The organism is Micromonospora sp. KC213 (genome assembly GCF_004348325.1).
Classification (GTDB): Bacteria; Actinomycetota; Actinomycetes; order Mycobacteriales; family Micromonosporaceae; genus Micromonospora.
In genome coordinates this window covers 1-25,316 of sequence record NZ_SMKF01000082.1, presented here as the reverse complement: position 1 = coordinate 25,316, position 25,316 = coordinate 1, and the positions used below count along the sequence as shown (strand labels likewise).

Sequence of the window (25,316 nt, the reverse complement as noted above, 5' to 3'; positions counted from 1 at the left end):
CCTCCACCCCCTGCCCCTGACCCGCCCCCGGGTCTCGGGGGCGGGTCAGGGGCGCTTCTCGGCCCGAGTGTTCGGCGGTGAAGGTTCGCTCCATCCCGGCGAACAACGCGAGCAGGGTGGTCTCAGCCGATCTCGACCGCGCCGCTGTCGCAGAACACCGCGCCGTTGGAGTCACCGTCGCGAGGACGGGAGACGCCTCGCTGGTCGGTGGCGGGGCAGTCGAACAGGCCCGACGAGGTGACTGAGCTGCCAAAGTCCACGGCGGGGCTGCCGGTGAGCGGCTTCCGGGTCGCGGTCCCCCCGCCGTTGTACGTCAACACGCCGACGTGCGGGTCGAGCGGGGCCGCGCCGTCCGAGCCGGTCTTGTCGAAGCGCGGTTCAAATACGCACCGTCCGTTGATGAGCCCGACCACGTTGTAGCCGTGCGAGGTGAACCGGGAAGTGTCAGGGCTGTGGCAGTCGGGGGCGAAGGCGGCGTTCAAATGGGAGCGGTTGTCCTCGTTCCCGGCCAGAATCGATCCGCCCATGTGGACATGGGCGCTGAAGTTCGCGATTCCGCCGCCGACCTTCTGCGGGTCGGCGCCGGACACGTTGGCCTGGTTGCCGACGATCGTGGAGAACGCGATGCCGAGGTTGCCCTTCCTTGCGGTGCCGTCGCCTCGGTTGAGGATTCCCCCGCCGCTGTTGCGCGCGGTGTTGCCGCTGATGGTGCTGTTCGTGATCGTCACCTCCCCGTAATCGTTGTAGATTCCACCGCCACGGAACGAGAGATTGTTGCTGATCGTACTGCGGTCGATGTTCAGCAGGCCGGTGCTGTAGTTGAAGATGCCGCCGCCGTTCGCGGTCGCGCCGCCGCTGAGCGGGGACAGGTTCCGGTTGTCCTCGACCCTGCTGTCGACCACGGTCAGGGCCCCCGCATTGGCGATGCCGCTGCCCTGCATCGTCGTGACGTTGTCCCGAACGTTCACCCGGGTCAGCCGCACCATTGAATTCGGCCTGATGTTCAGCCCTCCGCCGCGTATGGAGGAGGGATTCTCGTCTTCGCCCCCGTTGGTCACCGTCAGGTCGTAGAGTTCGACGGTTGACGCGTTGCCGATCTCGAACACGCTGTTGAACCGGCCGCCGTCGATGACGGACCCTTCGCCGATGATCTTCATGCTGCTGGTGATGTCCAGGTCCCGAAAGTTGTCCGCGGGGTCGACGGTGGCGGCCGACTGTCGCACCCCGCCGACATAGCCCAGCCGGTAGTTGCCAGGCGTCAGCCGGATCGTGTCCCCGCCCGCGCTCGCATTGGCCTGCTGCACGGCTGCCCGCAGTGAGCAGTTTCCGGCCGAGGTCCGACAGATGTTGTCACTCGGGTTGATGTCGCGACGGTCGTCGAAGCTGTCGACGATGAAGGTGACCGCGGCCTGGGCCGGAGGCGCGAGGGCGGTCGCCCCGACCACGACGCCCACGACGACAGGTGCCACCAACAGCCTGCCGAGCCGCTGGGTACCTCTGATGATTCGGCCTTTCATCGACTTCCTTCCCCCGAGGCGAGAACGCGCGAGCGTTCCGGCGCCGGCACGCTGCGGGCGCAGGACGTCTCGATGCTTGTCCCCGTCAGGATCGGCGCCGGACGGACTCCGCGGTGGACCACTCCGGCACCACAACGCGTGAACCAGTTGGCCTGGCCTCCTTGGCCGGCACGCTGCGGTCGACCGGGCAGGGTCCGATAGTCGGCGGTGGCGTGCGCCGACCGACGTCGGAGGTGCGAAGACAGACGACCATTCGAGAAGCAGGAGGTGAGCCGTGACGTCGAGTAGCGCTGTGCCCGAGTGGCCGACCGCTGAGCACGTACCGGCTGAGGAGCTGGCGCGTCGTCAGGGCATCCTCGCGGGCTTCCTCGCCGCCACCGTGATCGGGCTACGCGTCGAAGCAGCGATCACCGAATCTCGGGCGTGACGATCCGACGCCGAGTGAGATCCGTGGCACTCGGGATACACGCGGTCAGTAGACCAGTGCCTGGGCCCCCTCGGCCATCGTCTCCTCGACGAAGACCGCCGCGCCGGCGATGCGTACCCCGGGCAACACGTCGCCGGGGCCGATGTCGCGCCGGGCGGCGCACTGCGTGCAGGCGGTCACCCGGCCGGTGGTGAGGATGACGTGCAGCAGCTCCGCCAGCGGCGCGGAGTGCGGCAGCTCGAACTGCTCCGCCCGGCCGGGCAGGGCGAACCAGGTCGACTCACCGGTCAGCCAGAGCGACACCGGCACACCGGCGGCCGCGGCGGTGGCGGCGACCGTGAATGCCTGGGCGCACCGCTCGGGCGCGTCCGCGCCGGCGGTGGCCTTGACGACGAGAGTGCGGGCCATGACAGCCAGCATAGGATGACCATGATGGTCACCGAGATCGGGTTCGTCAGCCTGCTGGTCGCGGGCCTCGGCGCGCTTGCCGGGGGCCTGGTCTACCTGGCTGTACGCATATCGAGAGGGAACTGGTGAGCGCGAGGAGTGAGCCGGGTTTGCGAGCCCCGCAGTCGCGAACGAATGGGGCAGCGGTGAGCGCGAGGAGTGAGCCGGGTTTGCGAGCCCCGCAGTCGCGAACGAATGGGGCAGCGGTGAGCGCGAGGAGTGAGCCGGGTTTGCGAGCCCCGCAGTCACGAACGGAGACGGCACGGTGAGCGCGAACCCGTCGGGTGAGAACCCGCTGCAGCCGCCGTGGCTGAACGCGCCGCCGGTCGAGGAGTACCCGTACCAGGAGAGCCACGACCTGCGGGTCGGGCCGAAGCTGCACCCGACGCTCGACGGCCTGCTGCCGTACGTGGGGGTGTGGCGCGGGCGGGGGCGCGGTGGGTTCCCCACCATCGAGGACTTCGACTTCGGGCAGGAGATCCGGATCAGCCACGACGGTCGGCCGTTCCTGTTCTACGAGTCGCGGGCGTGGATCCTGGACGGGCAGAGCCGCCCGGTCCGCCCGGCCGGGCGCGAGGTCGGCTGGTGGCGGCCGGTGCTCAACGGTGACCGGGCCACCGACGAGCTGGAGGCTCTGATGATGACCCCGACGGGGATCATGGAGCTGCACATCGGCAAACGCACCGGCACCCGGATCGAGTTCGCGACCGACGCGGTGCTGCGGACGGCCACCGCGAAGGAGGTCACCGCCGGCGCCCGGCTGTTCGGCATCGTCGAGGGTGCGCTGCTCTACGCCCAGGAGATGGCCGGCGTGGGCCACGCCCTCACCCCCCACCTCTCCGCCCGCCTCCTGCGGGTGGCCGGCTGACCTGGCCGCCTCCTGCCGGTGGCGGCTGATGTGCCCGCCTCCTGCGGGTGGCCGGCCGACCAGCCGCTCGGCGAGGGGGAGAGTGCGGGCACAGGTCAGCAGACGGGGTGGGCCAGCAGGGCCTGCAACGGGGTGGTGAGCGGGCTGCGCGGCAACGCCACGCCGTCCAGGGCGCGGATCTCGACCAGGCCGCGGACGGACGAGGTCAGCCAGCAGCCGTCGGCCGCGCGCAACTGCGCCGGGGTCACCAGCCGCTCCTCGGCGGCCAGCCCCAGCGCGTCGACTCGGCTGAGCAGCCAGGCGCAGGTGGTGCCGGGCAGGATGCCGGTCGGCGCGGCCGGCACCGTGCAGAGCACGTCGCCGGCCAGCCAGACCAGGTTGGCGCTGGGCCCCTCCAGCGCGTACCCGTCGGTGGAGACCCAGAGCGCGTCGTCCACGCCGTGGCGGGCCGCCCAGCGACGGGCCGCGTTGCTCACCGCGTACGAGGTCGACTTGACGCCGCTGGGCAGCCAGCCCAACCCGGGTCGGGCCGTTGCCGCCACTCCGAGGGGAAGGGTGGCCACGGTCACGCCGTCGCGCCGGGCTCGCCGGGACGCGGCCGGCACCTCGGCCAGCGTCGCGTAGATCGTGGGTGACCCGCCGCCACCTTCCGGGCCTCGCGTGCAGACCAGCCGCAGTGCCCCCTCCACCTGCGCCGGCCAGCCGGCCGCCACCGTGTCCAGCAGCCCGATCAGGGCGTCGTCCGGCGGTAGTGGCAGCTCGACGGTGGCGGCACCGGCCCGCAGCCGGGCCAGGTGGGCGGCGAGCAGCCATGGCCGGCCGGCGCGCAGGTGCATGGTCTCGAACAACCCGTCGCCGTGCAGCGCGCCGAGGTCGTCGCCACGCAGCATCGGCTCTCCCGCCGGTACGATCCCCCGGCCCAGCACCGCGATCCTCGACGCCTCCATGACCGCCGAGCGTAGTGGCGTACACCGCGTCCCCCGGTCCGGTGCCCCGGCCGAACTATGATCGGACGGTGTCCGAATCCTCCCTGGCGGAAATGCTCCGCTCCCGTGGGCTGCGGCTGACGGCGCAGCGGCAGCTCGTGCTCCAGGCGGTGCTCGACCTGGGGCACGCCACGCCGGAGCAGGTGCACACGGCGGTCCGTGAAGTCGCCGCCGGGGTCAACATCACCACCATCTACCGAACCCTGGAGCTGCTGGAACGCCTGGGGCTGGTGAACCACACCCACCTGTCGCACGGCGCGCCCACCTACCACGCGGCCGGTGAGCACCAGCACATCCACCTGGTGTGCCGGGAGTGCGGCGCGATCGACGAGATCGAGCCGGATCTGCTCCGGCCGCTCGCCGACCGGCTCGCCACCGAGCGGGGCTTCCGGATCGACATCGGGCACGTGGCGCTCTTCGGCGTCTGCGGCAACTGTGAGGACGGGGATTTGACATGATCGACATCGCGGGCGCGGTGGCTGTCGAGGCGATCGACGAGACCAGCCGGGACCAGCCGGACCCGGCGCACCGGGCGGCCGGAATCCGGGGGGTGGCCGCGCACTACGGCGACCCGATGCGCGAGCAGCGCACCCTGGAGAACGCCGTGGGGTTGGTGGACCGGTCGCACCGGGGTGTCGTGGCCGTGGGCGGTGTCGAGCGGATCGGTTGGCTACACACCCTGACCAGCCAGCACCTGGCCGCGTTGCGTCCCGGGCAGGGCACCGAGTTGCTGGTGCTCAGCCCGAATGGCCACGTCGAGCAGCACGCCATGGTTGCCGAGGACGGCGAGACCACCTGGCTGGACACCGAGCCGGGGATGACCGCTGGGCTGCTGTCGTACCTGGAGCGAATGCGCTTCTTCAGCAAGGTGGAGCCGCGCGACGTGACCGCCGAGCACGCGTTGCTGTCGCTGGTCGGCCCCGAGGCGGAGGCCGCCGCCGGAACGCTCGGCGTCACCGGGCTGGCCGCTCCGGACGCGGTCGCGGTGCCGGGTCCGAAGTTCCGTTCCGGCGAGCTGCCAGCGCGGCCCAGCGTGTTGTACGACGTGCGGGCGCTGCCCGTCGGGGGCTGGGCCCGACGGGGCCCGCTCGGGGTGGACCTGCTGGTGCCTCGTTCCGCCACCGGGCAGGTGGTGGCGGAGTTGCGCGGCGCCGGGGTGCCGGTGGCCGGGCTGTGGGCGTACGAGGCCGTGCGGGTGGCCGCGCGGCGGCCCCGGGTCGGGGTGGACACCGACCACCGGAGCATTCCCGCCGAGGTGGGCCTGATCGGTTCCGCCGTCCATCTGGACAAGGGCTGTTACCGCGGCCAGGAGACGGTGGCCCGGGTGCACAACATGGGCAAGCCACCCCGTCGGCTCGTCCTGCTGCATCTGGACGGGGTGACCACCGACCAGCCGCCGGCGGCCGGCACTCCGGTGACGCTGGACGGGCGGGCGGTCGGTTTCGTCGGTACCGCGGTGCACCACCACGAGTTGGGTCAGGTTGCCCTCGCCGTGGTGAAGCGCAACGTCGCCAACGACGCCCGGCTGCTGGTGGGGGAGAGCGCCGCCGCAATCGACCTGGCGTAAGAGTGCCGACAAGGAAGGTCATCTGCCGGAATTCTTCCGCATGGGCTCCCACCTGAGTGGTTTTCTTCCGCTCCGACGGCCTGCGGCTGTCGACCGGGGGCGGGCCGGGCCGCTACCATCCCGGCATGACGACAGGGACGTTGATCACGGTTGCCCCGACCGGCGCGGAGTCGGCCAAGGCGGAGGTGCCGGCCCTGCCGGTGACCCTCGACGAGCTGCTGTCGACCGCGAAGGAGTGCGAGGCGCTCGGGGCCGCCGTGATCCACGTCCACGTCCGCGACGACGAGGCGAGGCCCACCCTCGACCAGGGGCGGCTGCGGGCGACCGTGGCGGCGCTGCGGGAGGGCACCGACCTCATCGTGCAGCTCTCCTCCGGCGGCGCGGTCACCGACCCGGAGACCGACCGGCTCGCCGTGCTCGACGCCGGGCCGGACATGGCCTCCTGCACCATGGGCACGGTCAACTTCGGCGACGACGTCTTCCTCAACCGCTGGGAGTTCATCGTCGACCTGCACACCCGGATGCAGGAGAAGGGCATCGTGCCCGAGTACGAGATCTTCGACCTCGGTCACCTCACCGCCCTGCAACGGCTGCTGGGCAAGTACGGCCTGCCGCACGGCGGGCACGTGCACGTCGACTTCGTGATGGGCGTCCCCGGCGGCATGCCGGGCACCGCAGCCACCCTGGTCGCCGCCCAACAGATGCTGCGCGACCTGCCCGAGGGCACCACGTTCTCGGCCACCGGCATCGGTCGCAGCACCCTGCCGGTGCTGCTCGCCTCGCTGTCCGCCGGCGGGCACCTGCGGGTCGGGATGGAGGACACCGTCACGTACGCCAAGGGGCAGCCGGTGGAGTCCAACATGCAGCTCGTCGCCCGCGCCGTCGGCTTCGCCCAGCTCGCCCAGCGCCCCCCGCTGACCCCCGCCGAGGCCCGGCACCTCCTCGGCCTGTAAGGGCCGCCCGGCCGAACGCCCGGTACAGCATTGAGCCGCGCCCCTGGTCGTACCGGCGACGGGTCGGCCGGTAGCGTGACAGCGTGACAGCGAGGTACGAGGGCGGCACGCCGCTGGTCGAGGTGGTCCGGTCCGGGTTCGTGGAGGGTCTGCATCGTGGTTCCGCGGTGGTCCTCGACGCCGCCGGTGCCCCGGTGGCCGGTGCGGGGAACATCACCTCGCCGATCTTCCCGCGCTCGTCGAGCAAGCCGATGCAGACGGTCGGGATGCTGCGTGCCGGGTTGCCACTGACCGACCCGGCAGACCTCGCGCTGGTCTCGGCCAGCCACGCCGGCGAGGCGTTCCACCTGGCCCGGGTCGGCAAGCTGCTGGCCCGCGCCGGCCTGGACGCCGACGCCCTGCACTGCCCACCGGATCTGCCCGTCGGCGAGGCCGCCCGGGCGGCGGTCCTGCGGGCCCGGGGCGGGCCGACCCGGGTGCAGATGAACTGCTCCGGCAAGCACAGCGGCATGCTGCTGACCTGCCTCGCGGCCGGCTGGCCGCTGGCCGGCTACTGGCGGCCCGAGCACCCGTTGCAGCAGCGACTCACCGCCGCCATCGAGGAGTTCACCGGCGAGCAGGTGGCGGCCGTCGGGGTGGACGGCTGCGGCGCCCCGGTGCTCGCCGTCTCGCTGACCGGGCTGGCCCGGGCGTACCTGCGGCTGGTTGAGGCCGAGCCGGGCGCCGTGGAGCGGACGGTCGCCGACGCCATGCGGGCGTACCCGGAGCTGGTCGGTGGGACCGAGGCGGACGACACCCGGCTGATGCGGGGCGTACCGGGGCTGCTGGCCAAGGTGGGCGCGGAGGGTGTCATTGCGGCGGCGGTCCCGGGCGTCGGCGCGGTGGCCCTGAAGATCGACGACGGTGCGGGACGCGCCCGGATGCCGGTGCTGGTCTCGGCGCTGCGCCGGCTCGGTGTCGAGGCCCCGGTGCTGGTCGAGTACGCGCAGCTGCCGCTGCTCGGCGGCGGCCTGCCGGTCGGGGCGGTCCGCGCCACCTGGTGACCTCGGCCGCCGTTCCTGCTCCGCCCAGCGCGCCTCGGACGCGGTCCTGCGCGCAACGCGGTCCTGCGCGCAACGCGGTCCTGCGCGCAACGCGGCCCTGCGTTGCGGTCTCGGTGTTTGGGCGACGAGGTCTCCGCGTTGAGACGCGGTCTCCGCGTTTGACCGACCCGGAATGCCGCGAACGGCGGTGACGCCTGGCCGGCGCACCGCTGTTCGCGGTACATGGAGTTGATCAGGGGAGCTGTCGGGGCAGGAAGTCGAGCAGGGCGGCGTTGACCACCTCCGGGCGTTCCAGCGGCAGGAGGTGGGCGGCGTCCGGTACGTCGGGGAGGCGGATCGCCTGCGGCGCCTCGGCCGCGATCCGGTCGGCCAGCCGGGCGATGTCCGGGATGTCGGCCGCGCCGGCGGTGACGAGCACCGGCAGCCGCAGCTCGGTCAGCCGGTCGATCGCGGGCGGGTCCAGTTCCTCGATCTCCACCGCGCTGAGCGCCAGTTCGGCGGCGAGGGCACGCTGGTCCATCTCCTGGGCGAACGCGACCAGTTCCGGGTCGACGTCCGCCGGGTCGCGGCTCGGGCCCACCACCCAGAACCGGACCTCGCCGGCGGCGCTCGCCGTGAAGTCCGCCGGGTCGACCTCGCCGACCAGCTCGTCCCAGAGGTTCTCAGTCTCCTCCGACCACTCGTTGCCCGAGACGGCCGTGCCGAACAGCGCGAGTGCGCTCACCCGGTCCGGGTGGGCCAGGGCGGTGTCGATGGCCACCGCGCCACCGAAGGAACAGCCGACCAGGGCGGCCCGCTCGACGCCGAGCGCGTCCAGTAGACCGACCACGTCGTCGTGGTGGGCGAAGGGCTCGGCCGGGAGCGCGGAGTCGCCGTAGCCGCGCAGGTCGGGGACGATCACCCGGTGCCGTTCGGCCAGGGTGGGAAGCTGTCCCCGCCACATCCGCCGGTCGGCGATCCCGGCGTGCAGCAGGACCACGGCGCTGCCACTGCCCAGGTCGTCGTACGCCAGCGATGTCCCGTTGATGTCGATCTTCGTCACGTCGAGCAAGGTACGGACCGGACAACCGGTGCGCAACCGTCGCTGTGGCGTTGCTAACTGCGGCTAGCGATTTGCTTGCTGAAGTTAGCGGTGCGGGCTACCGTTGGGGCATGGCCGCACCCAAGGATCTACCCGACGTCGGCGGATTCATCCGTGACCTGCGCCGGAACGCCAAGATCTCGCTGCGCCAGCTCGCCGAGCAGGCCGGGGTGAGCAACCCCTATCTCAGCCAGATCGAGCGCGGTCTGCGCAAGCCGAGCGCCGAGGTGCTGCAGCAGCTCGCCAGCGCGTTGCGGGTCTCCACCCCGGCGATGTACCTGCGGGCCGGGTTGCTCGACGACAAGGAGAGGGAGGGCGTGCTCGCCGCGATCGCCGTCGACCCCGACCTGACGATGGCGCAGAAGCAGTCACTGAGCCAGATCTACGAGACCTTCCGTCGGGAGAACGCCCGGCTCGCCGAGGCCACCGGCGCCGACCCGACGGCCGCCGGCACCCCGGCCGGGAAGCCGGCCGCTGCGGTGGAGCCGCCTGTGCTGACGGAGCCTCCTGTGCCGGCAGAGCCGACGGAGCCCCCTGCGCCATCTCTGCCGGCAGAGCCGGCGGAGGCCGCAGCCACCGCCGGGCCGGCCGCCACCGGCCCGACCACCCCTGACGGCACCCCGACCGAGGCCGTTCTCGAATCGGTCGCCGTCACCGAGGCGGGGGCGGCACCCGCCCCCACCACCAGCGCCCGTACCAGGAAGGCCGCCCCGCAGGCGGCCCCGAAGGCCGCCGCGGCGGTCGAGGAGGAACAGTCATGACCCAGCCGAAGACCAACCGCATCCCGGCCCCGCTCTACGCCGCTGCGGGCGCCGGCGAGCTGGCCTACCAGCAGCTGCGCAAGCTCCCCACCGTGGTGGGCGAGCTGCGCGACAAGGTCGTCACCGACGGCGCCAAGGTCGTCACCGAGTTCGGCGGCAAGGCCGTCGTCACCGGCGTCGAGCTGCGCCAGAAGGCCACCGAGACCTTCAAGACCGCCAACCACACGGCCGCCGGGCTGCGCGCCAAGGCGGTCCCCGCCGACCTCGAGCTGGACAAGCTGCGCGAGGTCGCCACCCGCAACGCCGCCGCCGTCCTGGCCGGCGCGCAGGCCGCCCAGGAGCGGGCGCTTGCCGCGTACGGCGCGCTGATCGCCCGGGGCGAGCGAGTGGTCGGCGCCGGTGTCCTGGAGGCCGCCGACACCGTCAACACCGACATCGAGACCACTGACGCCAGCGTGGCACCCGAGGCGAAGACCGAGGACGCCGCGCCCAGCCCGGTCGAGGTCGCCGAGGCCGTGGCGACCAAGCCGAGGGCCGTCCGTCCGCGGGCCACGAAGGCCGCCGCCAAGCCGGCCACCCCGTCGGCCAAGCTGCCGAAGACCACCCGGCGGACCCGCCCGGCCGCCGAGTAAGCGACCGCACCGGTACGACCCCGGAGGCGTCCTGCGGGACGTTTTCGGGGTCGCCGCCGTATGCTGGCCGTCATGGCCATCGCCGCGCCGATCTTCGTCTTCGCCGTCATTGACGTGATCAACCTGGTCCTGCTCGTCTTCGCGCTGATCGTGCAGGGTGTCGCTCTGGTGCACGCGATCACCCAGCGGAGCGACGGGTTCGCGGCGATCGGCACCCTGCCCAAGGGGGGCTGGGTCGCCATCCTGGCGGTCTGCCTGGCGCTCACCCTGCTCAGTTTCGGAGCGCTCAGCATCTTCGGACTGATCGGCATCGCGGCCGGCCTGATCTACCTGCTGGACGTCCGGGTCGGGCTGCGCGACCTGCACGACGGCAAAGGGTTCTGGTGAGGGGCTTCCGCTGGCCGCCACCACCCGACAGCGGTCCCCGCACCTGGGGGCCGGGACCGGGCGCCCCACGTACCGGGCGACCGGCACTGCCCGAACCGGAGACCGAACTCGTCGCCACGCCGCACGACGTGTGCCTGGAGCGGCTGGTGACCGGCACCGGTGACCCGGTCACCGTCTTCGCGCACGGGCTGGGCAACGGAATCGCCACCACCCGGCCGTTCGGCAGCGCGGTCGCCGGCCGCAAGATCTTCTTCCAGTTCCGGGGGCACGGCCGCTCCGACGCGCCGCCCGGCCCGTGGAGCTACCTCGATCTCGCCCGGGACCTGCGGGCCGTCGCCGACCTCGGCGGCGCGACCCGGGCCTTCGGAGCCAGCCTCGGGGCCGGCGCGCTGTGCCGGCTGCTGGCCGACAGCCCGGACCGCTTCGAGCGGCTGGTCCTCCTGCTGCCCGCCGCGCTGGACACCCCGCGTGGGCCGGTCGCCCGGCAGCGGCTGACCGACCTGCTGGACGCGGTGTCCACCGGGGACGCCGCGACGGTCGCCGACGTCGTCTCGCTGGAACTTCCGCCATCGGTGCGGAACACGCCGGCCGGCTGGGCGTACCTGCGGCAACGCCTGGACCAACTGCTCCGCGACGGGTTGGCGCCCGGCCTGGCCGACCTGCCCGAGCAGGCCCCCCTGGCCGATGTCGCGGCGCTCGCCACGGTCACCGCTCCCGTACTGGTCATCGGTTGCGTCGGCGACGACCTGCACCCGGCGCACGTCGCCGAGGAACTGGCCGCCGCGTTGCCGCACGCCACCCTGCACGTGTACGACCGGCCGGGGTTCGGCTGGACCGACCGCGCCGACCTGCGGGACCGGATCTCCACGTTCCTCAACGGGTGAACGGTCCGGTCAGCCGGAATCGCGTCCCGCAAAACCGGACTTCGGGTGTCAGGTATCCCTGACACCCTCGGTGGCATGACGACGAAACCGCTGGAAGGAAAGATCGCACTGGTGGCCGGGGCGACGCGGGGCGCCGGCCGGCAGATCGCGGTCCAGCTCGGCGCGGCTGGCGCGACCGTCTACGCCACCGGCCGCAGCACCCGGGCCGGCCGCTCCGAGATGGACCGGCCGGAAACCATCGAGGAGACCGCCGAACTGGTCACCGCCGCCGGGGGCACCGGCATCGGGGTACGGGTCGACCACCTGGTGCCCGAACAGGTACGCGACCTCGTCGCCCGGATCGACGCCGAACAGGGCCGTCTCGACGTGCTGGTCAACGACGTCTGGGGCAGCGACCACCTGATCACCTGGAACGAGCCGCTCTGGAAGCAGCCCCTGGACAACGGCTTCCGCACCCTGCAACTGGCGGTGCACACCCACCTGATCACCAGCCATTTCGCGCTACCGCTGCTGATTCGCAACCCGGGCGGTCTGGTGGTCGAGATCGGCGACGGCACGAAGGCGTACAACGACGAGCACTACCGGCTGTCGGCCTTCTACGACCTGGCCAAGACCTGCGTGAACCGGCTCGGCTTCGTCCTGGCGGAGGAGCTGAAGCCGCACGGCTGCACGGCGGTGGCCCTCACCCCCGGGTGGCTGCGCTCGGAGGCGATGCTGGAACACTTCGGCGTCACCGAGGAGAACTGGCGCGACGCCATCGCCAAGGAACCGGACTTCGTCATCTCGGAGACCCCGGCGTACGTCGGGCGGGCGGTCGCCGCGCTGGCCGCCGACCCGGACAGGGCCAGGTGGAACGGCAGATCCACCGACAGCGGCGAGTTGGCGACGGTGTACGGCTTCACCGACCTCGACGGCAGCCGACCGCAGGGCTTCCGCTACATCACCGAGGTCGTCGAGGGCGGGAAGAAGGCGGATCCGGCCGACTACCGCTGAGGGTCGTACAGCTGGCCGAGCCGGCGGGCCGCCTCGGCCAGCCGTACCCGCAGCTCCGGCGGGTCGAGCACCTCCACCTCCGGCCCGAGCCGCAGCACCAGGTCGTACGCCACGTCGACGGACTCGACGGGCAGCCGGGTGCGCACCCACCCCTGCCCGTCGGGTTCGCCGGCGGCGGCCAGCGCCTCGTCGTACACGACGGGGGTGTCGGCGGCCCAGCGCAGCGCGCGCAGGCCGGCGGTGCTGAGCCGGACGGTGATCCGCTCGCGCAGCATCGTGCGCAGGAATGCCGCTGCCTGCTCCCGCCAGTAGCCGCCCAGGTCGAAACCCTCGTCGCGGGTGAAGGTGCGCTCGTCCGGCACGACGTCGAGCACGCGGTCGACCCGGTAGGTGCGCATCGCGTCGCCGACCCGGCCGACCAGATACCAGGTGCCACTCTTGAGCACCAGCCCGTACGGCTCGACCCGGCGGACAACCTCCTGGTCGCCGCGCCGGTAGCGCAGCTCGACCGTCCGGTCGGACCAGACGGCCCGGGCCAGCTCCGTCAGCCGGGGCGGCGGTGGCGACTCGCGGAACCAGCCGGGTACGTCCAGGTGGAAGCGCTGACCGGTGCGAGCCGGCGCGTCGCGCAGGCTTGGCGGCAGCGCGGCGAGGACCTTCAGTTCGGCGGAGGCGACCGCCTCGGCGAGCCCCATGTCGCCGGCCGGTCCGGGTAGCCCGGCCAGGAAGAGCGCCTCCGCCTCGTCCCGGGTCAGCCCGGTCAGCCGGGTGCGGTAGCCGCCGAGCAGCCGGTAGCCGCCCGTGCGGCCCCGGTCGGCATAGATGGGCACCCCGGCGGCGGAGAGCGCCAACACGTCCCGGTAGACGGTCCGCTCGGAGACCTCCAGTTCGCGGGCCAGTTCCGCGGCGGTCATCGTCTCCCGCGACTGCAACAGCAGCACCAGGGAGATCAGCCGGGACGCGCGCACCGCCCCATCCTGCCGTTCCCCGCCGCCGGACCGGAGCCGGGCCGGTGCCGTGATCGATTCAGCCTGCGGCAAACGGTGGTATCGCGTGCGCTGGAAGGCCCGGTTTGCGGCAGACGGAGTCGATCATGCGGGTCGGGTCGGCCAAGCCGGCCCGATCGGTCGATGACCACTAGGCTCTGCGATCGTGACCGCACCCCGTAACGTGGCCGCACCGGTGACCGGCGCGGTCGGCCGCTTCTTCGCCGGCGTCGGGCTGCTCCTGCGCGGCCTCGGCCTGTACGTCCGCAGCCCCGGCCTGATGCTGCTGGGCGTCGTCCCGGCGCTGATCTCCGGCGCGCTCTTCGTGACCGCGTTCGCCACCCTCGCGTACTTCGTGGAGGACCTGGCCGCCTGGGTCACCCCGTTCGCCGACGACTGGCCCCCCAGCACCCGCAGCCTGACCCGGGTGATCGCCGCGCTGGCCTTCCTCGGGTTGGGCGGGCTGCTCGCGGTGGTCAGCTTCACCGCGGTCACCCTGGTCCTCGGTGATCCGTTCTACGAGAAGCTCTCCGAGCGGGTGGAGGAGCGCCTGGGTGGCACGCCGGGAGCGGTGGAGGTGCCGTTCTGGGCGTCCCTGCGACGCAGCGTCGCCGACTCGCTGCGGCTGGTCGGCCGCACGGTGCTCTTCGGAATTCCCCTCTTCGCCGCCGGCTTCATCCCGGTGCTCGGGCAGACCGTGGTACCGGTGGTCGGGGCGCTGGTGGGTGGTTGGCTGCTCGCCGTGGAACTGACCGGGGCGCCGTTCTCCCGGCGGGGGTTACGGCTGGCCGACCGCCGATCGATCCTCAGGGCGGACCGACCCGCCACGCTCGGCTTCGGCGCGGCGGTCTTCGTCTGCTTCCTGATCCCGCTCGGCGCGGTGCTCGTCATGCCGGCCGCAGTCGCCGGGGCCACCCTGCTGGCCCGGCGGTCGCTCGGGCAGTCCATCGAGAGGGATTGACATGCAGATCACCCTGATCGAGGGGGACATCACCGCCCAGCGGGTCGACGCGGTCGTCAACGCCGCCAACACCTCGCTGCTGGGCGGCGGCGGTGTGGACGGCGCGATCCACCGCCGGGGCGGCCCGGCCATCCTCGCCGAGTGCCGGGCGCTGCGGGCCTCCCGGTACGGCCGGGGTCTGCCCGTCGGCCAGGCCGTCGCCACCACCGCCGGTGATCTGCCGGCCCGCTGGGTGGTGCACACCGTTGGGCCGGTCTTCTCTGCCGACGAGGACCGGTCGGGCCTGCTGCGCGACTGCTACGCCAACAGCCTGGCCGTCGCCGACGGGCTCGGCGCGGCGACGGTGGCCTTCCCGCTGGTCTCCGCCGGCGTCTACGGCTGGCCGGTCGACGACGCGGTACGCCAGGCGCTGGCCGTGCTCCGGGCCGCCACGCCCGCGCACGTCACCGAGGCCCGACTGGTGCTGTTCGGGCCGGACACGTACGCCATCGCCCGGCGGGTGGCCGAAGCCGGCTGATCAGGGCAGCGTGCGCAGGCAGGACCACTGGGACGCGACCGGCCGGTAGCCGAGCCGGGCGTTGACCGCCAGCATCGGCGCGTTCGTCTCGTCGTTCGAGGTGTACGCCGTGTGCACCCCGCGGCTGGCGGCCCGGTGCAGGGCGACCCGCTTCACCAGGGCGGCCAGCCCCTGCCCCCGGTGGGTCGGCAGCGTGCCGGTGAACTCCGACCACATCCGGTCGCCGTCCCGCTTGACCAGGCTGAGGGCGACCAGGGTGCCGCCCACCTCGGCCACGACGCTCGCCTCCCGGTCCAGTCCCGGGTTCTGCCAGACCTCGTACTGCCAGCTGTCGTAGCTCATCGCGTCCACCGGGGCGTCGCCCGGTACGTCGCGGGACGCCTCGGCGTCCAGCCGGTGCAGCCGGCGTGGCCCCACCTCCGCCGCCGACAGCAGACGTACGCCCGAGGGGGGCTGCGGCAGCGGCGGCGCGGGCCGCAGGTCGAGGGCGGAGTAGCGCGTCTCCCGGCTCGGGGTGAAGCCGTGCCGGCGGGCGAACGGCAACGCCTCGGGCCGGGCCGAGGTACGCACCCGACGGGCCCCGATGGCGCGCAGGTGCGCCAGCGCGGCGGCGAACAGGGCGGTGCCGCCGCCCCGGCCCCGGTGCTCCGGATGGACGTGCAACAGCGAGATCTCCCCGAAGCCCGGCTCGGAGGTCTGGTTGTTGCGGTACGCCGACGCCCACCCGACCACCCGGCCGTCGGCCTCGGCGACCCAGCCGGCCCAGTCCTCCCCGGGCGGTGGGTGCGCGATCAGGTGGCGGGTCGACTCCACGCCCCGCACCAGGTAGGGGTGGACGACGGCGCGCAGCGCCACCACCTCGGCGGCGTCGTCCGGAACGGCGGTACGGACGCGCACTCAGCCCGCCTCGCGGACGGCGGCGACGGCCTCCACCTCGACGAGCTGGTCGGAGTACCCGAGCACAGCCACCCCGAGCAGGGTGCTCGGCGGATCGTGATCACCGAAGGCGTCCCGGACGACCTCCCAGACCGCCACCAGGTCGGCCTGGCGGGACGAGGCCACGTACACGGTGGTCTTGACCACGTCGGTGAGTCGGGCGTCGGCGGCGGCCAGCGCCGTTTCCAGGTTCGCCATCACCTGGCGGGCCTGGGCGACCGGGTCGCCGGGCGCCACCGTCCGGCCGTCGGCGTCCAGCGGACACGCTCCGGCGGTGAACACCAGCCGGGCCGGCGGTTCGACGGTGGCGGCGTACGCGTACTCGGCGACGTCGGAGAGCAGGGGTACCCGGACCAGCCGGTGCGGTGCGGTCACCGTGGGGACGGTAGCGCCGGCGCGGCGCGGACTCCACCGAATAACGATCCCGGCGGAACCGTGCCTCACCCCCCGCTCATCGCGCGGTAGTGCCGCCACAGGTCGTGGTAGGGAATCGTGCCGCCCTCGGCCTCGGCCCTGTACCACTCCCCGGCCCAGTGCACCAGCAGCACCCGCTCGACACGGGACGGGATCAACCGGCCCGCCTCGACCCGACCGATGTCGAGCCCCGCCCACTGCTCCTGGGGGATGCCGGGGTCGTTGGTCGCCGCGGCGATCGCCGACAGGCTCGAGTACGGCCGGCCGGAGGTCACGATCAGGTAGTTCAACAGGGGCTGCTCCCGGCAGAGCAGTTCCATGTGTGGCGCCAGTGCGAGTGGGGCGGCCAGGGACCGGTGGACCTGCGCCGGATCGATCAGGCCGGCTCGGGAGGCCACGAAGCCCGTGCTGGCCGCGTACTCGATCTGCTCGGTCGTCAGCGCGCCGGTGTCGTGTATCGAGTCCCGCCACACCCACTGACGGATCTGGGGGATGTTCGAGTGTGAGGTCACGAAGTCGTACCGGGCCAGATGGTCGAACACGAAATCGACCGGCTCCAGCATGATCGTGTCGGAGTCGACGTAGACGAACTCGTCGAAACCACCAGTCCACATGGCGAGCTTCCGGTAGTGGCCCATGGTGACGCCCTCGTGGAACTCCCGGCTGATCGCGTCGCACTGCCGCAGGATGTCGTCGTCGCCCCAGACGGTGAAGCCGTACCGCCCGGCGAGCGACCGGAGCCGGTCGACGTCGTCGGCGAACGGTACGAGACACAGGGGAAGAGTCGGGTTGTACGACCGGAAGCTGTTGAGGAACGCGACCACCCGGTCGAGGATCGCGTCGTTGGCCAGGAAGTAGACACCGCGCTTCACCACTGCCTCCCGGTGTGTGGCCAGCCTCGGTGGTCGACGCGCAGGGCCGCGCGGTGTGCTCCGGGCCGGGGGTCAGCCGTCAGACAACGGAATGCCGGCGGCACGACCGAGCGTACGCAACCCGTACACGGATAGCTAGATCAGTCGATTCGCCGGCTCGACGAGGCACTGCGGGGCCGCTGCCCCGATCCGGGGTGTCGCGGAGCGCCGCGACACCCCGGAAGGCGGTCAGGCCGACTCGCGGAGCACCAGCTCGGTGGGGAGGATCAGCGCCTCGTCGATCATCTCGCCGGCGGCCTTGCGCAGCAACTGGCGGGTCATCGCCCGGCCCAGCTCCACGATCGGTTGGCGGACCGTGGTCAGCGGCGGGTCGGTGTACGCGGCCGTCTCGATGTCGTCGAAGCCGATCACCGCGACATCGTCGGGCACCCGCCGTCCCGCCTCCCGGAGCGTGCGCAGGGCGGCGTGCGCCATCAGATCGGAGGCGGCGAAGACCGCGTCCAGGTCGGGGTGGGCGGCCAGCAACTCGCGCATCGCCGACGCTCCGGACTCCCGGGTGAAGTCCCCGTACGCGACCAGCTCGACCAGCCCCGCCGCGGCGATCACCTCCCGGTAGCCGGCCAGCCGCTCGATGCCGGCGACCATGTCCTGCGGGCCGGCGATGGTGCCGATCCGGCGGCGCCCGGTTCCGATCAGGTGCCGGACCGCCCGGACCACCCCGCCCACGTTGTCCACGTCGACGTACGGCACCCGGTCGCCGTCGAGCGGCCGGCCGGCGCAGACCACCGGGATACCCAGCCGCATCAACCTGCCGGGCAGCGGATCCGCGCCGTGCAGCGAAGCGAACAGCACCCCGTCGACGTGCCGGCCGGTGGTGTACCGCTCGACCCGTTCGTGACCGGCCGCCGAACCGGCCAGCATCAGCACCAGCTGCTTGTCGGCGGCCTCCAGTTCCTGGGCCGCGCCCCGGATGATGCCCGGGAAGACCTGGTCGTCGGAGAAGACCCGGGTGGCCTTTTCCGGCATGACCAGGGCGACCGAGTCGGTCCGCTGGGTGACCAGGCTGCGGGCGGCAGCGTTGGGCACGTACCCCAGTTCGGCCACAGCCCGACGGACCGCCTCCTGGATCGGCTCGGCGACGGTGGTGGAGCCGTTGACCACCCGGGACACGGTCGCCCGGGACACCCCGGCCCGCCGGGCGACCGCCTCCAGGGTCGGTCGCTGCGCCGTCGTCATCCCCGTAACCACCACCTCGTCACAGCCCGTTCCGGGAGATCACCTCCTGATACCACCGGGCGCTGGATTTCGGTGTGCGCCGCTGGGTCAGGTAGTCGACGTGGACGATCCCGAACCGCTTCTGGTACCCCTCGGCCCACTCGAAGTTGTCCAGCAACGACCATACGAGATAGCCGCGCAGGTCGACGCCCCGGGCGATGGCCTCGTGCGCCGCCCGTAGGTGTCCGTCGAGGTAGGCGATCCGATCGTGGTCGAGCACCCGCTCGCCGCCGTCCGGGTCCTCGGCGCCGGTCTTGTCAGGGAACGCCCCACCGTTCTCGGTGATCATCAGCGGCAGTCCCGGGTAGTCGCGGCTGATTCGCTCCAACAGCCGGGTCAATCCGGCCGGCTCGATCATCCAACCCATCTCGGTCGTCGGGCCGGTCGGCGCAAGGAACTCCACCGCGCCCTCGGTGCCCGGGTACGCGCTGCCGCCGGCACCGTCGGGCCGGCCGGCGACGTACGTCGGGGCGTAGTAGTTCAACCCGAGCAGGTCGATCGGCGCGGCGATGATCTTTTCGTCGCCGTCCCGGAGGAAGGTCGGCTCCACCAACCGGGAGAGGTGCTCCAGCACGTCCTGCGGATAGCCGGCACCGGTCAGCGGGTCGAGGAAGATCCGGTTGTGCAGGCCGTCGACCAGACGCACGGCGGCGGCGTCCGCGGCACTGGTCGGGTCCGCCGGCTGCGCGTCGGCCGGGTTCAGGGTGATCCCGACGATCTCCGCGCCGGCCGACCGCAGTGCGCGGGCCGCCAGGCCGTGCCCCAGCAGCAGGTGGTGTACGGCGGCGAAGGCCGCGCCCGCGTCGCGCTCGCCGGGGGCGTGCAACCCGCTGCCGTAACCCAGGTAGGCCGAGCACCACGGCTCGTTGAGCGTGGTCCAGGTGCGGATCCGGTCGCCGAGGCGGGTGTACACCGCGACGGCGTAGTCGGCCAGGTGGGCGGCGGTGTCCCGGTTGGTCCAGCCGCCCCGGTCCTGCAACGCCTGCGGCAGGTCCCAGTGGTAGAGGGTGACGATCGGGTCGATGCCCCGCTCCAGCAGCGCGTCGGTCAGCCGGTCGTAGAAGTCCAACCCGCGCGGGTTGACGGGGCCGGTGCCGTCCGGTCGGATCCGGGGCCAGGACACCGAGAACCGGTACGCCCTCAGCCCCAGCTCGGCCATCAGCGCCACGTCGTCGGCGTACCGGTGGTAGTGGTCGCAGGCGACGTCGCCGGTGTGGCCGGCGAAGACCTTGCCGGGCGTACGGCTGAAGGTGTCCCAGATGGACGGGCCGCGCCCGTCGTCGTGGGCCGCTCCCTCGATCTGGTACGCGGCCGTGGCCGCACCCCAGACAAAGTTCTCGGGAAATCGGAGTTCGCTCACGTTTCTCTCTTCCGTTCGCGGCAGGGCTCGCGGTATCGGCTCACGCCTTTACCGCGCCTTCCATGATGCCGCCGATGATCTGACGACCGAACACGATGAACACCAACAGCAGGGGCAGGGTCGCGATGGCGGTGCCGGTGAACACCTGCGACATGTCCTGGTAGTACCCGTCCGAAAGGGCCCGCAACGACAACTGCACGGTCGGGTTCTCCGGGTCGTTGAGCACCGCGTACGGCCAGAGGAAGTCGTTCCAGGTGGTCATGAAGGTGAGCAGGCCGAGCACGGCGGCGGCCGGGCGCAGCGCGGGCAGCACCACGTTCCAGTAGATGCGGGCGGTGTGGCAGCCGTCCATCCGGGCCGCCTCGATCAGCTCGGTGCTGACCGCCTGGCCGGCGTACTGGCGCATCATGAACACTCCGAACCCGGTCACCAGCGCGGGCACGATCACCGCCGGCAGCCGGTCGTTCCAGTTGAGCTTCGTCATCAGCATGTACAGCGGGATGACGCCGAGTTGGGTCGGCACCATCATCGTCGCGATGATGATCAGCAGCAGCGCGTTGCGTCCCCGGAACCGCAGCTTGGCGAAGGCGAAGCCGGCGAGGGTGGAGAAGAAGACCACCGAGACGGTGACCGAGACCGCCACGATCGTCGAGTTGACCAGGCCGGTCAGGAAGTGCGCGTCGGTGTTGGCGAAGAGCCGGGCGAGGTTGGCGCCGAGGTTGCCGCCCGGGGTGAGCGGCGGTGGCACCTGACCCATCGCGTCGCTGGTGCGGCTGGCCACCACGAACATCCAGTAGAGCGGGAAGATCGACAGGACGGCGGTGACGACCAGTGCCGCGTAGGTGAGCCGGCCGGCGGACCAGAGTCTCATCGGGTTCCCTCCCGCCCGCCGCCGAGGCGGCGCAGCACCAGCACGTTGATCGCGGCCACGATCGCGATCAGGGCGAAGAGCAGCCAGGCGACGGCGGAGCCGTAGCCGAAGTTGTAGTGCGGCGCGAAGGCGTTCTCGAACATGTACATGGTCATCGTCTGCGACTCGCGCAGTGGGCCGCCGCGGATCGCGTTGGTGCCGGAGTTGAAGAGGCGGGGCTCGGTGAAGAGCTGGAGGCCGCCGATGGTGGAGATGATGACCGCGAAGACGATCGTCGGCTTGAGCAGCGGGACGGTGATCGACCAGAACTGCCGGGCCCGGCCGGCCCCGTCGATCGCGGCGGACTCGTACAGGTCGCGCGGGATGGCCTGCATCGCGGCCAGGAAGATCAGCGCGTTGTAGCCGGTCCACCGCCAGTCGACCATGGTGGAGATGGCCACCCAGGAGGCGAGGCGGTTCGCCTTCCAGTCGATGGCGTCGATCCCGACCAGGTCGAGCAGCCAATTGATCATTCCGAACTCGCGGCCGAAGAGTACGCCGAAGACGATCGCCACCGCGGCGGTGGAGGTGACGTTCGGGACCAGCACCGCCATCCGCCATCCGGTCCGTCCGCGGAGCTGCCGGTTGAGCAGGTTGGCCAGCCAGAGCGCGAGGAGCAGCTGCGGCACCGTGGAGAGGACGAAGATGCCCAGGGTGTTGACCACCGAGTTCCAGAAGTCGGGGTCGGACATCAGCTGGCGGTAGTTCTGTGCCCCGACGAAGGTCGGACTCGCGCCGAGCAGGTCCCAGTCGTGCAGTGACACCCAGAGGGTGTAGCCCAGCGGGTAGAGGCCGAAGACGGCGAAGAGCAGGAAGAACGGGGCGATGTAGAGGTAGGGCGAGAACCGGGTGTCGAGCCGGGCGAGCCGGTGGCCCCGGTCCGGGTGGCTGCGCCGGGGCGCCGGTGCGGCCGGCGGCCGGGCGTCGAGCTGGACGGCCATTGCCGTGGTCTCCTTTTCCGCCGTGCGGGCCGGTCCGGTGGTGCTCCGGGCCTGCCCGCACGGGCGACTCGGGCTACTTGGCGGCGGCCTTCTTCGCGTTGGTCACGGCGTCGGTCCAGCCCTGCTCGGGGCTGCGCTGCCCCAGGTCCACCGTGCGGACGGCGTTCTCCACCTCGGTGCGTACGGCCTGGTTCTTCGGGCCCATGTAGACCGGCTTCAGGCTCTTCGCGCCGGCGCTGAAGATCTTTCCGACGGGTGCGCCGGAGAAGTACGCGTTGGTCGAGTCGGTGATCGCCGGGTCGTCGAGCGCCTGCGGCGAGGACGGCAGGGTGCCCTTGGCGTTGAACGCGCCGATCTGCCCCTTGGCGCTGGTCAGGAACTTCGCCAGTTCGATCGCCTCGGCCTGGTGCTTGCTCTGCTTCGGCACGGCGAGGAAGGAACCGCCCCAGTTGCCGCCGTTGCCGGGGACCTGCGCGATGTCCCACTTGCCCTTTGCGCCCTCGCCGGCGTTGCCCTCGATGACTCCGGTCATCCAGGACGGGCAGGCGATGGTGGCGAACTTCGACTGCTTGAAGGCGGCGACCCACTCCTCCGACCAGGAGCCGTACTTTCCGGACAGCCCGGAGTCGATGATGTCCATGGTGGTGTCGTACGCCTGCCGGACCGCCGGGTTGCTGTCCACGACCAGGTTGTCGCTGGTGTCGTAGTAGCTGTAGCCGGTGGTGTTCCCGGCGGTCTGCAGCAGGATGGTGTTGAAGGTGTTGGTCGCGCCGTCGAGGAACGACGCCCCGGTGTTCTTCGCGGTGAACTGCTCGCCGACCGCGACGTAGTCCTGCCACGTCGGCCAGAGCTTGGACACCTCGTCCCGCTCGGTGGGCAGGCCGGCCTTGGCGAACAGGTCCTTGCGGTAGCACATGGCGATGCCACCGACGTCGGTGCCGAGGCCGATGAGCTGCTTACCGTCGGCGGTGAGGCCCTGGTTCCACTTCCACTCGAGGAAGTTGCCCCTGAGGTCGGCCGCGCCGTGGTCGAGCAGGTTGACGAAGTTCTGCGGATTGGCCTTGTACTCGACCAGCAACCCTTCCTCGATGGCGACCACGTCGCCCGCGCCCTTGCCGGCGGCGAGCCACTGGGTCAGCTTCGGTGAGTACTCGTCGAGGTTGCTGCCGGTGCCCCGCTCGACGATCTTCACGCCGGGGTGGCTGGCCATGTATTCCTTGTAGAGCGCGTCGTAACCGAACTGGCCGAAGACGTCCACGGTCAGGGTGACCGTTCCGTCGCCCGGGGCGTCGCCACCACCGCAGGCGGTGGCACCCAGCAGCGCGGTGGTGGCGAGCAGGGCCGCCAGGCGGCGGCGGGGAAAGATGCCCGTCATCGATGGGTTTCCTCTCAGGTCAATCGGGTGGTGGAGCGAAAGAACCTGCTGGTGAGCGAATCGCAGCCGGCGCCCGACCAGGACCATGAAGGCTGAGAGAGCGCTCTCACACCAGCGTGGTGGGTGCCTCGCCCGCTGTCAAGAGAGCGCTCTCAAACGGGTCTGGCCGCAGGTTGACACGATCGACCGGCGAGCTGGGCAGGGCCGACGACAGAAGCGGCCGTTCCGCAACGGAACGGCCGCTTCTGTCGTCGAGCGGGGTCAGCCGACGCGAAGACCCGTCAGCAGGGCGCGTTCGCCGACCACCCCCAGGGTGTCGAAGCTGATCCGACCCCAGAGCGCGAGCAGTAGATCGCTCGCGGTGGCGCCGACCTGAACCCGGGCGTGGTGGTCCTCGTGCCCGAAGACCGTGGCGGTGTCGAGCAGGGCCACCCCGTCCCCGCGCAGCCGCAGGTACCACTCCTGGGCCACGTCGGTCGCGACCAACTGCACCACCCCGTGCCACTGGCCGGTCGTCGCCCGCCGCCCCGCGGGCAGCCAGGTGTCCAACACCTCGCCCACCCCGTCCGCGGCCAGCTTCGCCTCGATCGGATCGCCCGCGGCGATGGCGAGCTGGGCGTCCCAGCGGTGCACCGCCGTCTCGTGCGCCATCCGACGCAGCCAGAAGCCGGCCTTCTTCGGTTGGGGGGCCCAGTTCCAGGCCGGAGCCTCCGGGTCGAGGCTCTCGAAAAGGGCCATGAGCTGGTCGTACTCCTGCTGCCAGAGCTGCGGCGCGGTGAGCCCGGCAGGCAGTTCCGCGTCGTCCCGCCGCCCCGGCCGGGTCGCTTCGCCGGAGCCGGCGAAGGATCGTACCCAGTGGTAGATGCCGGCGAGGTGCAGCGTGAGATCGGCGACCGTCCAGCCCGGACAGGAGAGCACCGGTGTCTCGGGCGGGGCCTCGGCGACCGCCGAGGCGAACACCGGGCCGTCGGCCCGCAGCGCGCCGATCCAGAAGTCCTTCGTGCCGTGCAGTCTGCTCATCGCACTCCTCCCCGGGGGTGACCGGGCCACCAGTGGGTGCCGCGGCTGCCCCTCAGCCTAGGGTGAAAGACGTGTCTGACGTCTACGCCGAACCGACGACCGCCGCCGGACCCGCCGACCCGTCCGCCCTGGCGCGATACACCACGCTCCGCCTCGGTGGCCCCGCCGGCCGGCTGGAGACCGCCGTCAGTGCCGAGGAAATCGTACAAAAGGTTCAGGAAGCGCAGGGCCGGGACGATCAGGTCCTGATTCTCGCCGGTGGCAGCAACCTGGTGGTGGGTGACGAGGGATTCCCCGGCACGGTCGTCCTGGTGCGGTCGCGTGGGCTGCGGGTGGTGGCGGAGGAGGCCGACACCCTCACCGTACGGGTCGAGGCCGGCGAACCCTGGGACGAGCTGGTCGCCGCCACCGTGGCCAACGGCTGGTCCGGGCTGGAATGCCTCTCCGGCATCCCCGGCTCGGCGGGTGCCACCCCGATCCAGAACGTCGGGGCGTACGGCCAGGAGGTCGCCGAGGTCATCGCCGGTGTCCTCGTGTACGACCGCCGCGACGGCGGGATCAGCCGGCTCGACGCCGCGGACTGCGGCTTCGCGTACCGGTCCAGCATCTTCAAGTACAGCGACCGGTGGGTGGTGCTCTCCGTCGACTTCCAGCTGCACCGCTCGCCGCTGTCCGGTCCGGTTCGCTACGCCGAACTGGCCCGGGCGCTCGGCGTCGAGGTGGGCGACCGGGTACCGCTGGCCGATGCCCGGGCGACCGTGCTGCGGCTGCGCGCCGGCAAGGGCATGGTGCTCGACGCCACCGACCCGGACACCTGGTCGGTCGGCTCGTTCTTCACCAACCCGGTGCTCGACCGGGGGGCGTACGAGTCGCTGCGGGAACGCGCCACGGAACTGGGGGAGCCACCCTCCTGGCCCTGCCCCGGTGACCTGGTCAAGGTCAGCGCCGCCTGGCTGATCGACAAGGCCGGCTTCGGCAAGGGCCACCCCGGGCCGGGCGGCACCGCGATCAGCGGCAAACACACCCTGGCGCTGACGAACCGCAGCGGGACCGCCCGGACCGCGGATCTGGTCGCCCTGGCCCGCGAGATCCGCGACGGCGTCCAGCGGCGTTTCGGCGTCCCACTGCACCCCGAACCCGTTCTCGTCAACTGCCACCTCTGATCACCCACCGAGCCGGGCGGGCCCTGGGTCAGGTGGGTGG

Annotated in this window: 29 protein-coding genes; 15 read left to right on the top strand and 14 right to left on the bottom strand. The window is 71.8% G+C overall.

Annotated elements, in window-relative coordinates:
• Positions 1 to 122: 122 nt before the first annotated feature.
• On the bottom strand, positions 123 to 1,454 hold the full coding sequence (locus tag E1166_RS17610; RefSeq protein ID WP_132340228.1) for a choice-of-anchor Q domain-containing protein: 1,332 nt from the start codon (positions 1,452 to 1,454) through the stop codon (positions 123 to 125).
• A 337-nt stretch (positions 1,455 to 1,791) separates the two neighbouring features.
• Here E1166_RS17610 and E1166_RS31005 point away from each other — a divergent pair, with 337 nt between their 5' ends.
• Entirely contained in the window at positions 1,792 to 1,944 is a 153-nt protein-coding gene (locus E1166_RS31005; RefSeq protein ID WP_165944365.1) for a hypothetical protein, read from the top strand.
• 45 nt (positions 1,945 to 1,989) lie between these two features.
• On the opposite strand, the gene E1166_RS17605 is transcribed toward E1166_RS31005, so the two are convergent.
• On the bottom strand, positions 1,990 to 2,364 hold the full coding sequence (locus E1166_RS17605; RefSeq protein ID WP_132265216.1) for a DsrE family protein: 375 nt from the start codon (positions 2,362 to 2,364) through the stop codon (positions 1,990 to 1,992).
• Between the two features lie 12 nt (positions 2,365 to 2,376).
• Between E1166_RS17605 and mtfM the strand changes: the two genes are divergently transcribed.
• Both mtfM and E1166_RS17600 read left to right on the top strand, forming a co-directional pair.
• A complete protein-coding gene (gene mtfM, locus E1166_RS32545; RefSeq protein WP_266320062.1) occupies positions 2,377 to 2,481 on the top strand; it encodes a small membrane protein MtfM in 105 nt (34 codons plus the stop codon).
• Positions 2,482 to 2,656: 175 nt separating this feature from the next.
• Positions 2,657 to 3,259 carry an FABP family protein gene (locus E1166_RS17600; protein ID WP_132265219.1) on the top strand — a complete coding sequence of 201 codons (603 nt, stop codon included), beginning with the start codon at positions 2,657 to 2,659 and terminating at the stop codon, positions 3,257 to 3,259.
• Between the two features lie 95 nt (positions 3,260 to 3,354).
• Here E1166_RS17600 and E1166_RS17595 read toward each other — a convergent pair whose 3' ends face one another.
• Positions 3,355 to 4,206, bottom strand: a complete 852-nt coding sequence (locus tag E1166_RS17595) for an aminotransferase class IV (protein WP_132340226.1) — start codon at positions 4,204 to 4,206, stop codon at positions 3,355 to 3,357.
• A gap of 92 nt (positions 4,207 to 4,298) precedes the next feature.
• Here E1166_RS17595 and E1166_RS17590 point away from each other — a divergent pair, with 92 nt between their 5' ends.
• The 4 genes from E1166_RS17590 to E1166_RS17575 all read left to right on the top strand — a co-directional run bounded on the left by E1166_RS17590 (position 4,299) and on the right by E1166_RS17575 (position 7,808).
• A complete protein-coding gene (locus E1166_RS17590) occupies positions 4,299 to 4,703 on the top strand; it encodes a Fur family transcriptional regulator (protein ID WP_132265276.1) in 405 nt (134 codons plus the stop codon).
• Positions 4,700 to 5,812, top strand: coding sequence for a glycine cleavage T C-terminal barrel domain-containing protein (locus E1166_RS17585; protein ID WP_132340224.1), 1,113 nt, complete (start codon positions 4,700 to 4,702; stop codon positions 5,810 to 5,812). The genes E1166_RS17590 and E1166_RS17585 overlap by 4 nt, the downstream gene beginning before the upstream one ends.
• 125 nt (positions 5,813 to 5,937) lie before the next feature.
• The gene (locus E1166_RS17580) at positions 5,938 to 6,765 is read left to right on the top strand and encodes a 3-keto-5-aminohexanoate cleavage protein (protein WP_132340222.1); all 828 of its coding nucleotides are present in this window, start codon (positions 5,938 to 5,940) and stop codon (positions 6,763 to 6,765) included.
• A gap of 83 nt (positions 6,766 to 6,848) precedes the next feature.
• Positions 6,849 to 7,808, top strand: a complete 960-nt coding sequence (locus E1166_RS17575) for an asparaginase (RefSeq protein ID WP_132340220.1) — start codon at positions 6,849 to 6,851, stop codon at positions 7,806 to 7,808.
• A gap of 232 nt (positions 7,809 to 8,040) precedes the next feature.
• Here E1166_RS17575 and E1166_RS17570 read toward each other — a convergent pair whose 3' ends face one another.
• Positions 8,041 to 8,850 carry an alpha/beta hydrolase gene (locus E1166_RS17570; protein WP_132340218.1) on the bottom strand — a complete coding sequence of 270 codons (810 nt, stop codon included), beginning with the start codon at positions 8,848 to 8,850 and terminating at the stop codon, positions 8,041 to 8,043.
• Positions 8,851 to 8,960: 110 nt separating this feature from the next.
• Between E1166_RS17570 and E1166_RS17565 the strand changes: the two genes are divergently transcribed.
• From E1166_RS17565 to E1166_RS17545, 5 genes are all read left to right on the top strand, one after another.
• Positions 8,961 to 9,650 carry a helix-turn-helix transcriptional regulator gene (locus E1166_RS17565; RefSeq protein WP_132340216.1) on the top strand — a complete coding sequence of 230 codons (690 nt, stop codon included), beginning with the start codon at positions 8,961 to 8,963 and terminating at the stop codon, positions 9,648 to 9,650.
• Positions 9,647 to 10,282, top strand: coding sequence for a hypothetical protein (locus E1166_RS17560; RefSeq protein WP_132265234.1), 636 nt, complete (start codon positions 9,647 to 9,649; stop codon positions 10,280 to 10,282). The genes E1166_RS17565 and E1166_RS17560 overlap by 4 nt, the downstream gene beginning before the upstream one ends.
• A gap of 72 nt (positions 10,283 to 10,354) precedes the next feature.
• Positions 10,355 to 10,669, top strand: a complete 315-nt coding sequence (locus E1166_RS17555; protein ID WP_132340214.1) for a DUF2516 family protein — start codon at positions 10,355 to 10,357, stop codon at positions 10,667 to 10,669.
• Positions 10,666 to 11,553, top strand: coding sequence for an alpha/beta hydrolase (locus E1166_RS17550; RefSeq protein ID WP_132340212.1), 888 nt, complete (start codon positions 10,666 to 10,668; stop codon positions 11,551 to 11,553). Before E1166_RS17555 ends, E1166_RS17550 begins: the two co-directional genes overlap by 4 nt.
• Before the next feature lie 75 nt (positions 11,554 to 11,628).
• The gene (locus E1166_RS17545) at positions 11,629 to 12,546 is read left to right on the top strand and encodes an SDR family oxidoreductase (protein ID WP_132340210.1); all 918 of its coding nucleotides are present in this window, start codon (positions 11,629 to 11,631) and stop codon (positions 12,544 to 12,546) included.
• Here the strand turns inward: E1166_RS17545 and E1166_RS17540 are convergent.
• Positions 12,537 to 13,514 carry a YafY family protein gene (locus E1166_RS17540; RefSeq protein ID WP_132340208.1) on the bottom strand — a complete coding sequence of 326 codons (978 nt, stop codon included), beginning with the start codon at positions 13,512 to 13,514 and terminating at the stop codon, positions 12,537 to 12,539. The two genes, E1166_RS17545 and E1166_RS17540, sit on opposite strands and share 10 nt — an antisense overlap.
• A 184-nt stretch (positions 13,515 to 13,698) precedes the next feature.
• Between E1166_RS17540 and E1166_RS17535 the strand changes: the two genes are divergently transcribed.
• Positions 13,699 to 14,493 carry an EI24 domain-containing protein gene (locus E1166_RS17535; RefSeq protein WP_132340206.1) on the top strand — a complete coding sequence of 265 codons (795 nt, stop codon included), beginning with the start codon at positions 13,699 to 13,701 and terminating at the stop codon, positions 14,491 to 14,493.
• 1 nt (position 14,494) lies between these two features.
• The gene (locus E1166_RS17530) at positions 14,495 to 15,010 is read left to right on the top strand and encodes an O-acetyl-ADP-ribose deacetylase (protein ID WP_132340204.1); all 516 of its coding nucleotides are present in this window, start codon (positions 14,495 to 14,497) and stop codon (positions 15,008 to 15,010) included.
• On the opposite strand, the gene E1166_RS17525 is transcribed toward E1166_RS17530, so the two are convergent.
• The 9 genes from E1166_RS17525 to E1166_RS17485 form a co-directional block, all read right to left on the bottom strand.
• A complete protein-coding gene (locus tag E1166_RS17525) occupies positions 15,011 to 15,907 on the bottom strand; it encodes a GNAT family N-acetyltransferase (protein ID WP_132340202.1) in 897 nt (298 codons plus the stop codon).
• Complete coding sequence (locus E1166_RS17520) at positions 15,908 to 16,303, bottom strand: RidA family protein (RefSeq protein ID WP_132340230.1); 396 nt, start codon at positions 16,301 to 16,303, stop codon at positions 15,908 to 15,910. It lies immediately after the preceding gene.
• An 83-nt stretch (positions 16,304 to 16,386) separates the two neighbouring features.
• A complete protein-coding gene (locus E1166_RS17515; protein ID WP_207914305.1) occupies positions 16,387 to 17,232 on the bottom strand; it encodes a hypothetical protein in 846 nt (281 codons plus the stop codon).
• Positions 17,233 to 17,460: 228 nt separating this feature from the next.
• Positions 17,461 to 18,468, bottom strand: a complete 1,008-nt coding sequence (locus E1166_RS17510; protein WP_132340200.1) for a LacI family DNA-binding transcriptional regulator — start codon at positions 18,466 to 18,468, stop codon at positions 17,461 to 17,463.
• A 19-nt stretch (positions 18,469 to 18,487) separates the two neighbouring features.
• Positions 18,488 to 19,867, bottom strand: a complete 1,380-nt coding sequence (locus E1166_RS17505) for a GH1 family beta-glucosidase (RefSeq protein WP_132340198.1) — start codon at positions 19,865 to 19,867, stop codon at positions 18,488 to 18,490.
• A gap of 40 nt (positions 19,868 to 19,907) precedes the next feature.
• Positions 19,908 to 20,738, bottom strand: a complete 831-nt coding sequence (locus E1166_RS17500) for a carbohydrate ABC transporter permease (protein WP_132340196.1) — start codon at positions 20,736 to 20,738, stop codon at positions 19,908 to 19,910.
• Positions 20,735 to 21,718 carry a sugar ABC transporter permease gene (locus E1166_RS17495; RefSeq protein ID WP_132340194.1) on the bottom strand — a complete coding sequence of 328 codons (984 nt, stop codon included), beginning with the start codon at positions 21,716 to 21,718 and terminating at the stop codon, positions 20,735 to 20,737. The genes E1166_RS17500 and E1166_RS17495 overlap by 4 nt, the downstream gene beginning before the upstream one ends.
• 73 nt (positions 21,719 to 21,791) lie before the next feature.
• Positions 21,792 to 23,093, bottom strand: a complete 1,302-nt coding sequence (locus E1166_RS17490; RefSeq protein ID WP_132340192.1) for an extracellular solute-binding protein — start codon at positions 23,091 to 23,093, stop codon at positions 21,792 to 21,794.
• Between the two features lie 261 nt (positions 23,094 to 23,354).
• On the bottom strand, positions 23,355 to 24,113 hold the full coding sequence (locus E1166_RS17485) for a maleylpyruvate isomerase family mycothiol-dependent enzyme (protein WP_132340190.1): 759 nt from the start codon (positions 24,111 to 24,113) through the stop codon (positions 23,355 to 23,357).
• A 71-nt stretch (positions 24,114 to 24,184) separates the two neighbouring features.
• On the opposite strand from E1166_RS17485, the gene E1166_RS17480 reads away from it, so the two are divergent.
• Entirely contained in the window at positions 24,185 to 25,276 is a 1,092-nt protein-coding gene (locus E1166_RS17480; RefSeq protein WP_132340188.1) for a UDP-N-acetylmuramate dehydrogenase, read from the top strand.
• Positions 25,277 to 25,316 lie beyond the last annotated feature (40 nt).

What these genes read in the sequence shown, in the direction of transcription:
- E1166_RS17495 (WP_132340194.1), bottom strand. Translation starts at nt 21,718, where the DNA reads ATGGCCGTCCAGCTCGACGCCCGGCCGCCGGCCGCACCGGCGCCCCGG.
- E1166_RS17530 (WP_132340204.1), top strand. Translation starts at nt 14,495, where the DNA reads ATGCAGATCACCCTGATCGAGGGGGACATCACCGCCCAGCGGGTCGAC.
- E1166_RS17595 (WP_132340226.1), bottom strand. Translation starts at nt 4,206, where the DNA reads ATGGAGGCGTCGAGGATCGCGGTGCTGGGCCGGGGGATCGTACCGGCG.
- E1166_RS17590 (WP_132265276.1), top strand. Translation starts at nt 4,299, where the DNA reads ATGCTCCGCTCCCGTGGGCTGCGGCTGACGGCGCAGCGGCAGCTCGTG.
- E1166_RS17510 (WP_132340200.1), bottom strand. Translation starts at nt 18,468, where the DNA reads ATGACGACGGCGCAGCGACCGACCCTGGAGGCGGTCGCCCGGCGGGCC.
- E1166_RS17490 (WP_132340192.1), bottom strand. Translation starts at nt 23,093, where the DNA reads ATGACGGGCATCTTTCCCCGCCGCCGCCTGGCGGCCCTGCTCGCCACC.
- E1166_RS17555 (WP_132340214.1), top strand. Translation starts at nt 10,355, where the DNA reads ATGGCCATCGCCGCGCCGATCTTCGTCTTCGCCGTCATTGACGTGATC.
- E1166_RS17605 (WP_132265216.1), bottom strand. Translation starts at nt 2,364, where the DNA reads ATGCTGGCTGTCATGGCCCGCACTCTCGTCGTCAAGGCCACCGCCGGC.
- E1166_RS17580 (WP_132340222.1), top strand. Translation starts at nt 5,938, where the DNA reads ATGACGACAGGGACGTTGATCACGGTTGCCCCGACCGGCGCGGAGTCG.
- E1166_RS17500 (WP_132340196.1), bottom strand. Translation starts at nt 20,738, where the DNA reads ATGAGACTCTGGTCCGCCGGCCGGCTCACCTACGCGGCACTGGTCGTC.
- E1166_RS17560 (WP_132265234.1), top strand. Translation starts at nt 9,647, where the DNA reads ATGACCCAGCCGAAGACCAACCGCATCCCGGCCCCGCTCTACGCCGCT.
- E1166_RS17565 (WP_132340216.1), top strand. Translation starts at nt 8,961, where the DNA reads ATGGCCGCACCCAAGGATCTACCCGACGTCGGCGGATTCATCCGTGAC.
- E1166_RS17585 (WP_132340224.1), top strand. Translation starts at nt 4,700, where the DNA reads ATGATCGACATCGCGGGCGCGGTGGCTGTCGAGGCGATCGACGAGACC.
- E1166_RS17545 (WP_132340210.1), top strand. Translation starts at nt 11,629, where the DNA reads ATGACGACGAAACCGCTGGAAGGAAAGATCGCACTGGTGGCCGGGGCG.
- mtfM (WP_266320062.1), top strand. Translation starts at nt 2,377, where the DNA reads ATGGTCACCGAGATCGGGTTCGTCAGCCTGCTGGTCGCGGGCCTCGGC.
- E1166_RS17485 (WP_132340190.1), bottom strand. Translation starts at nt 24,113, where the DNA reads ATGAGCAGACTGCACGGCACGAAGGACTTCTGGATCGGCGCGCTGCGG.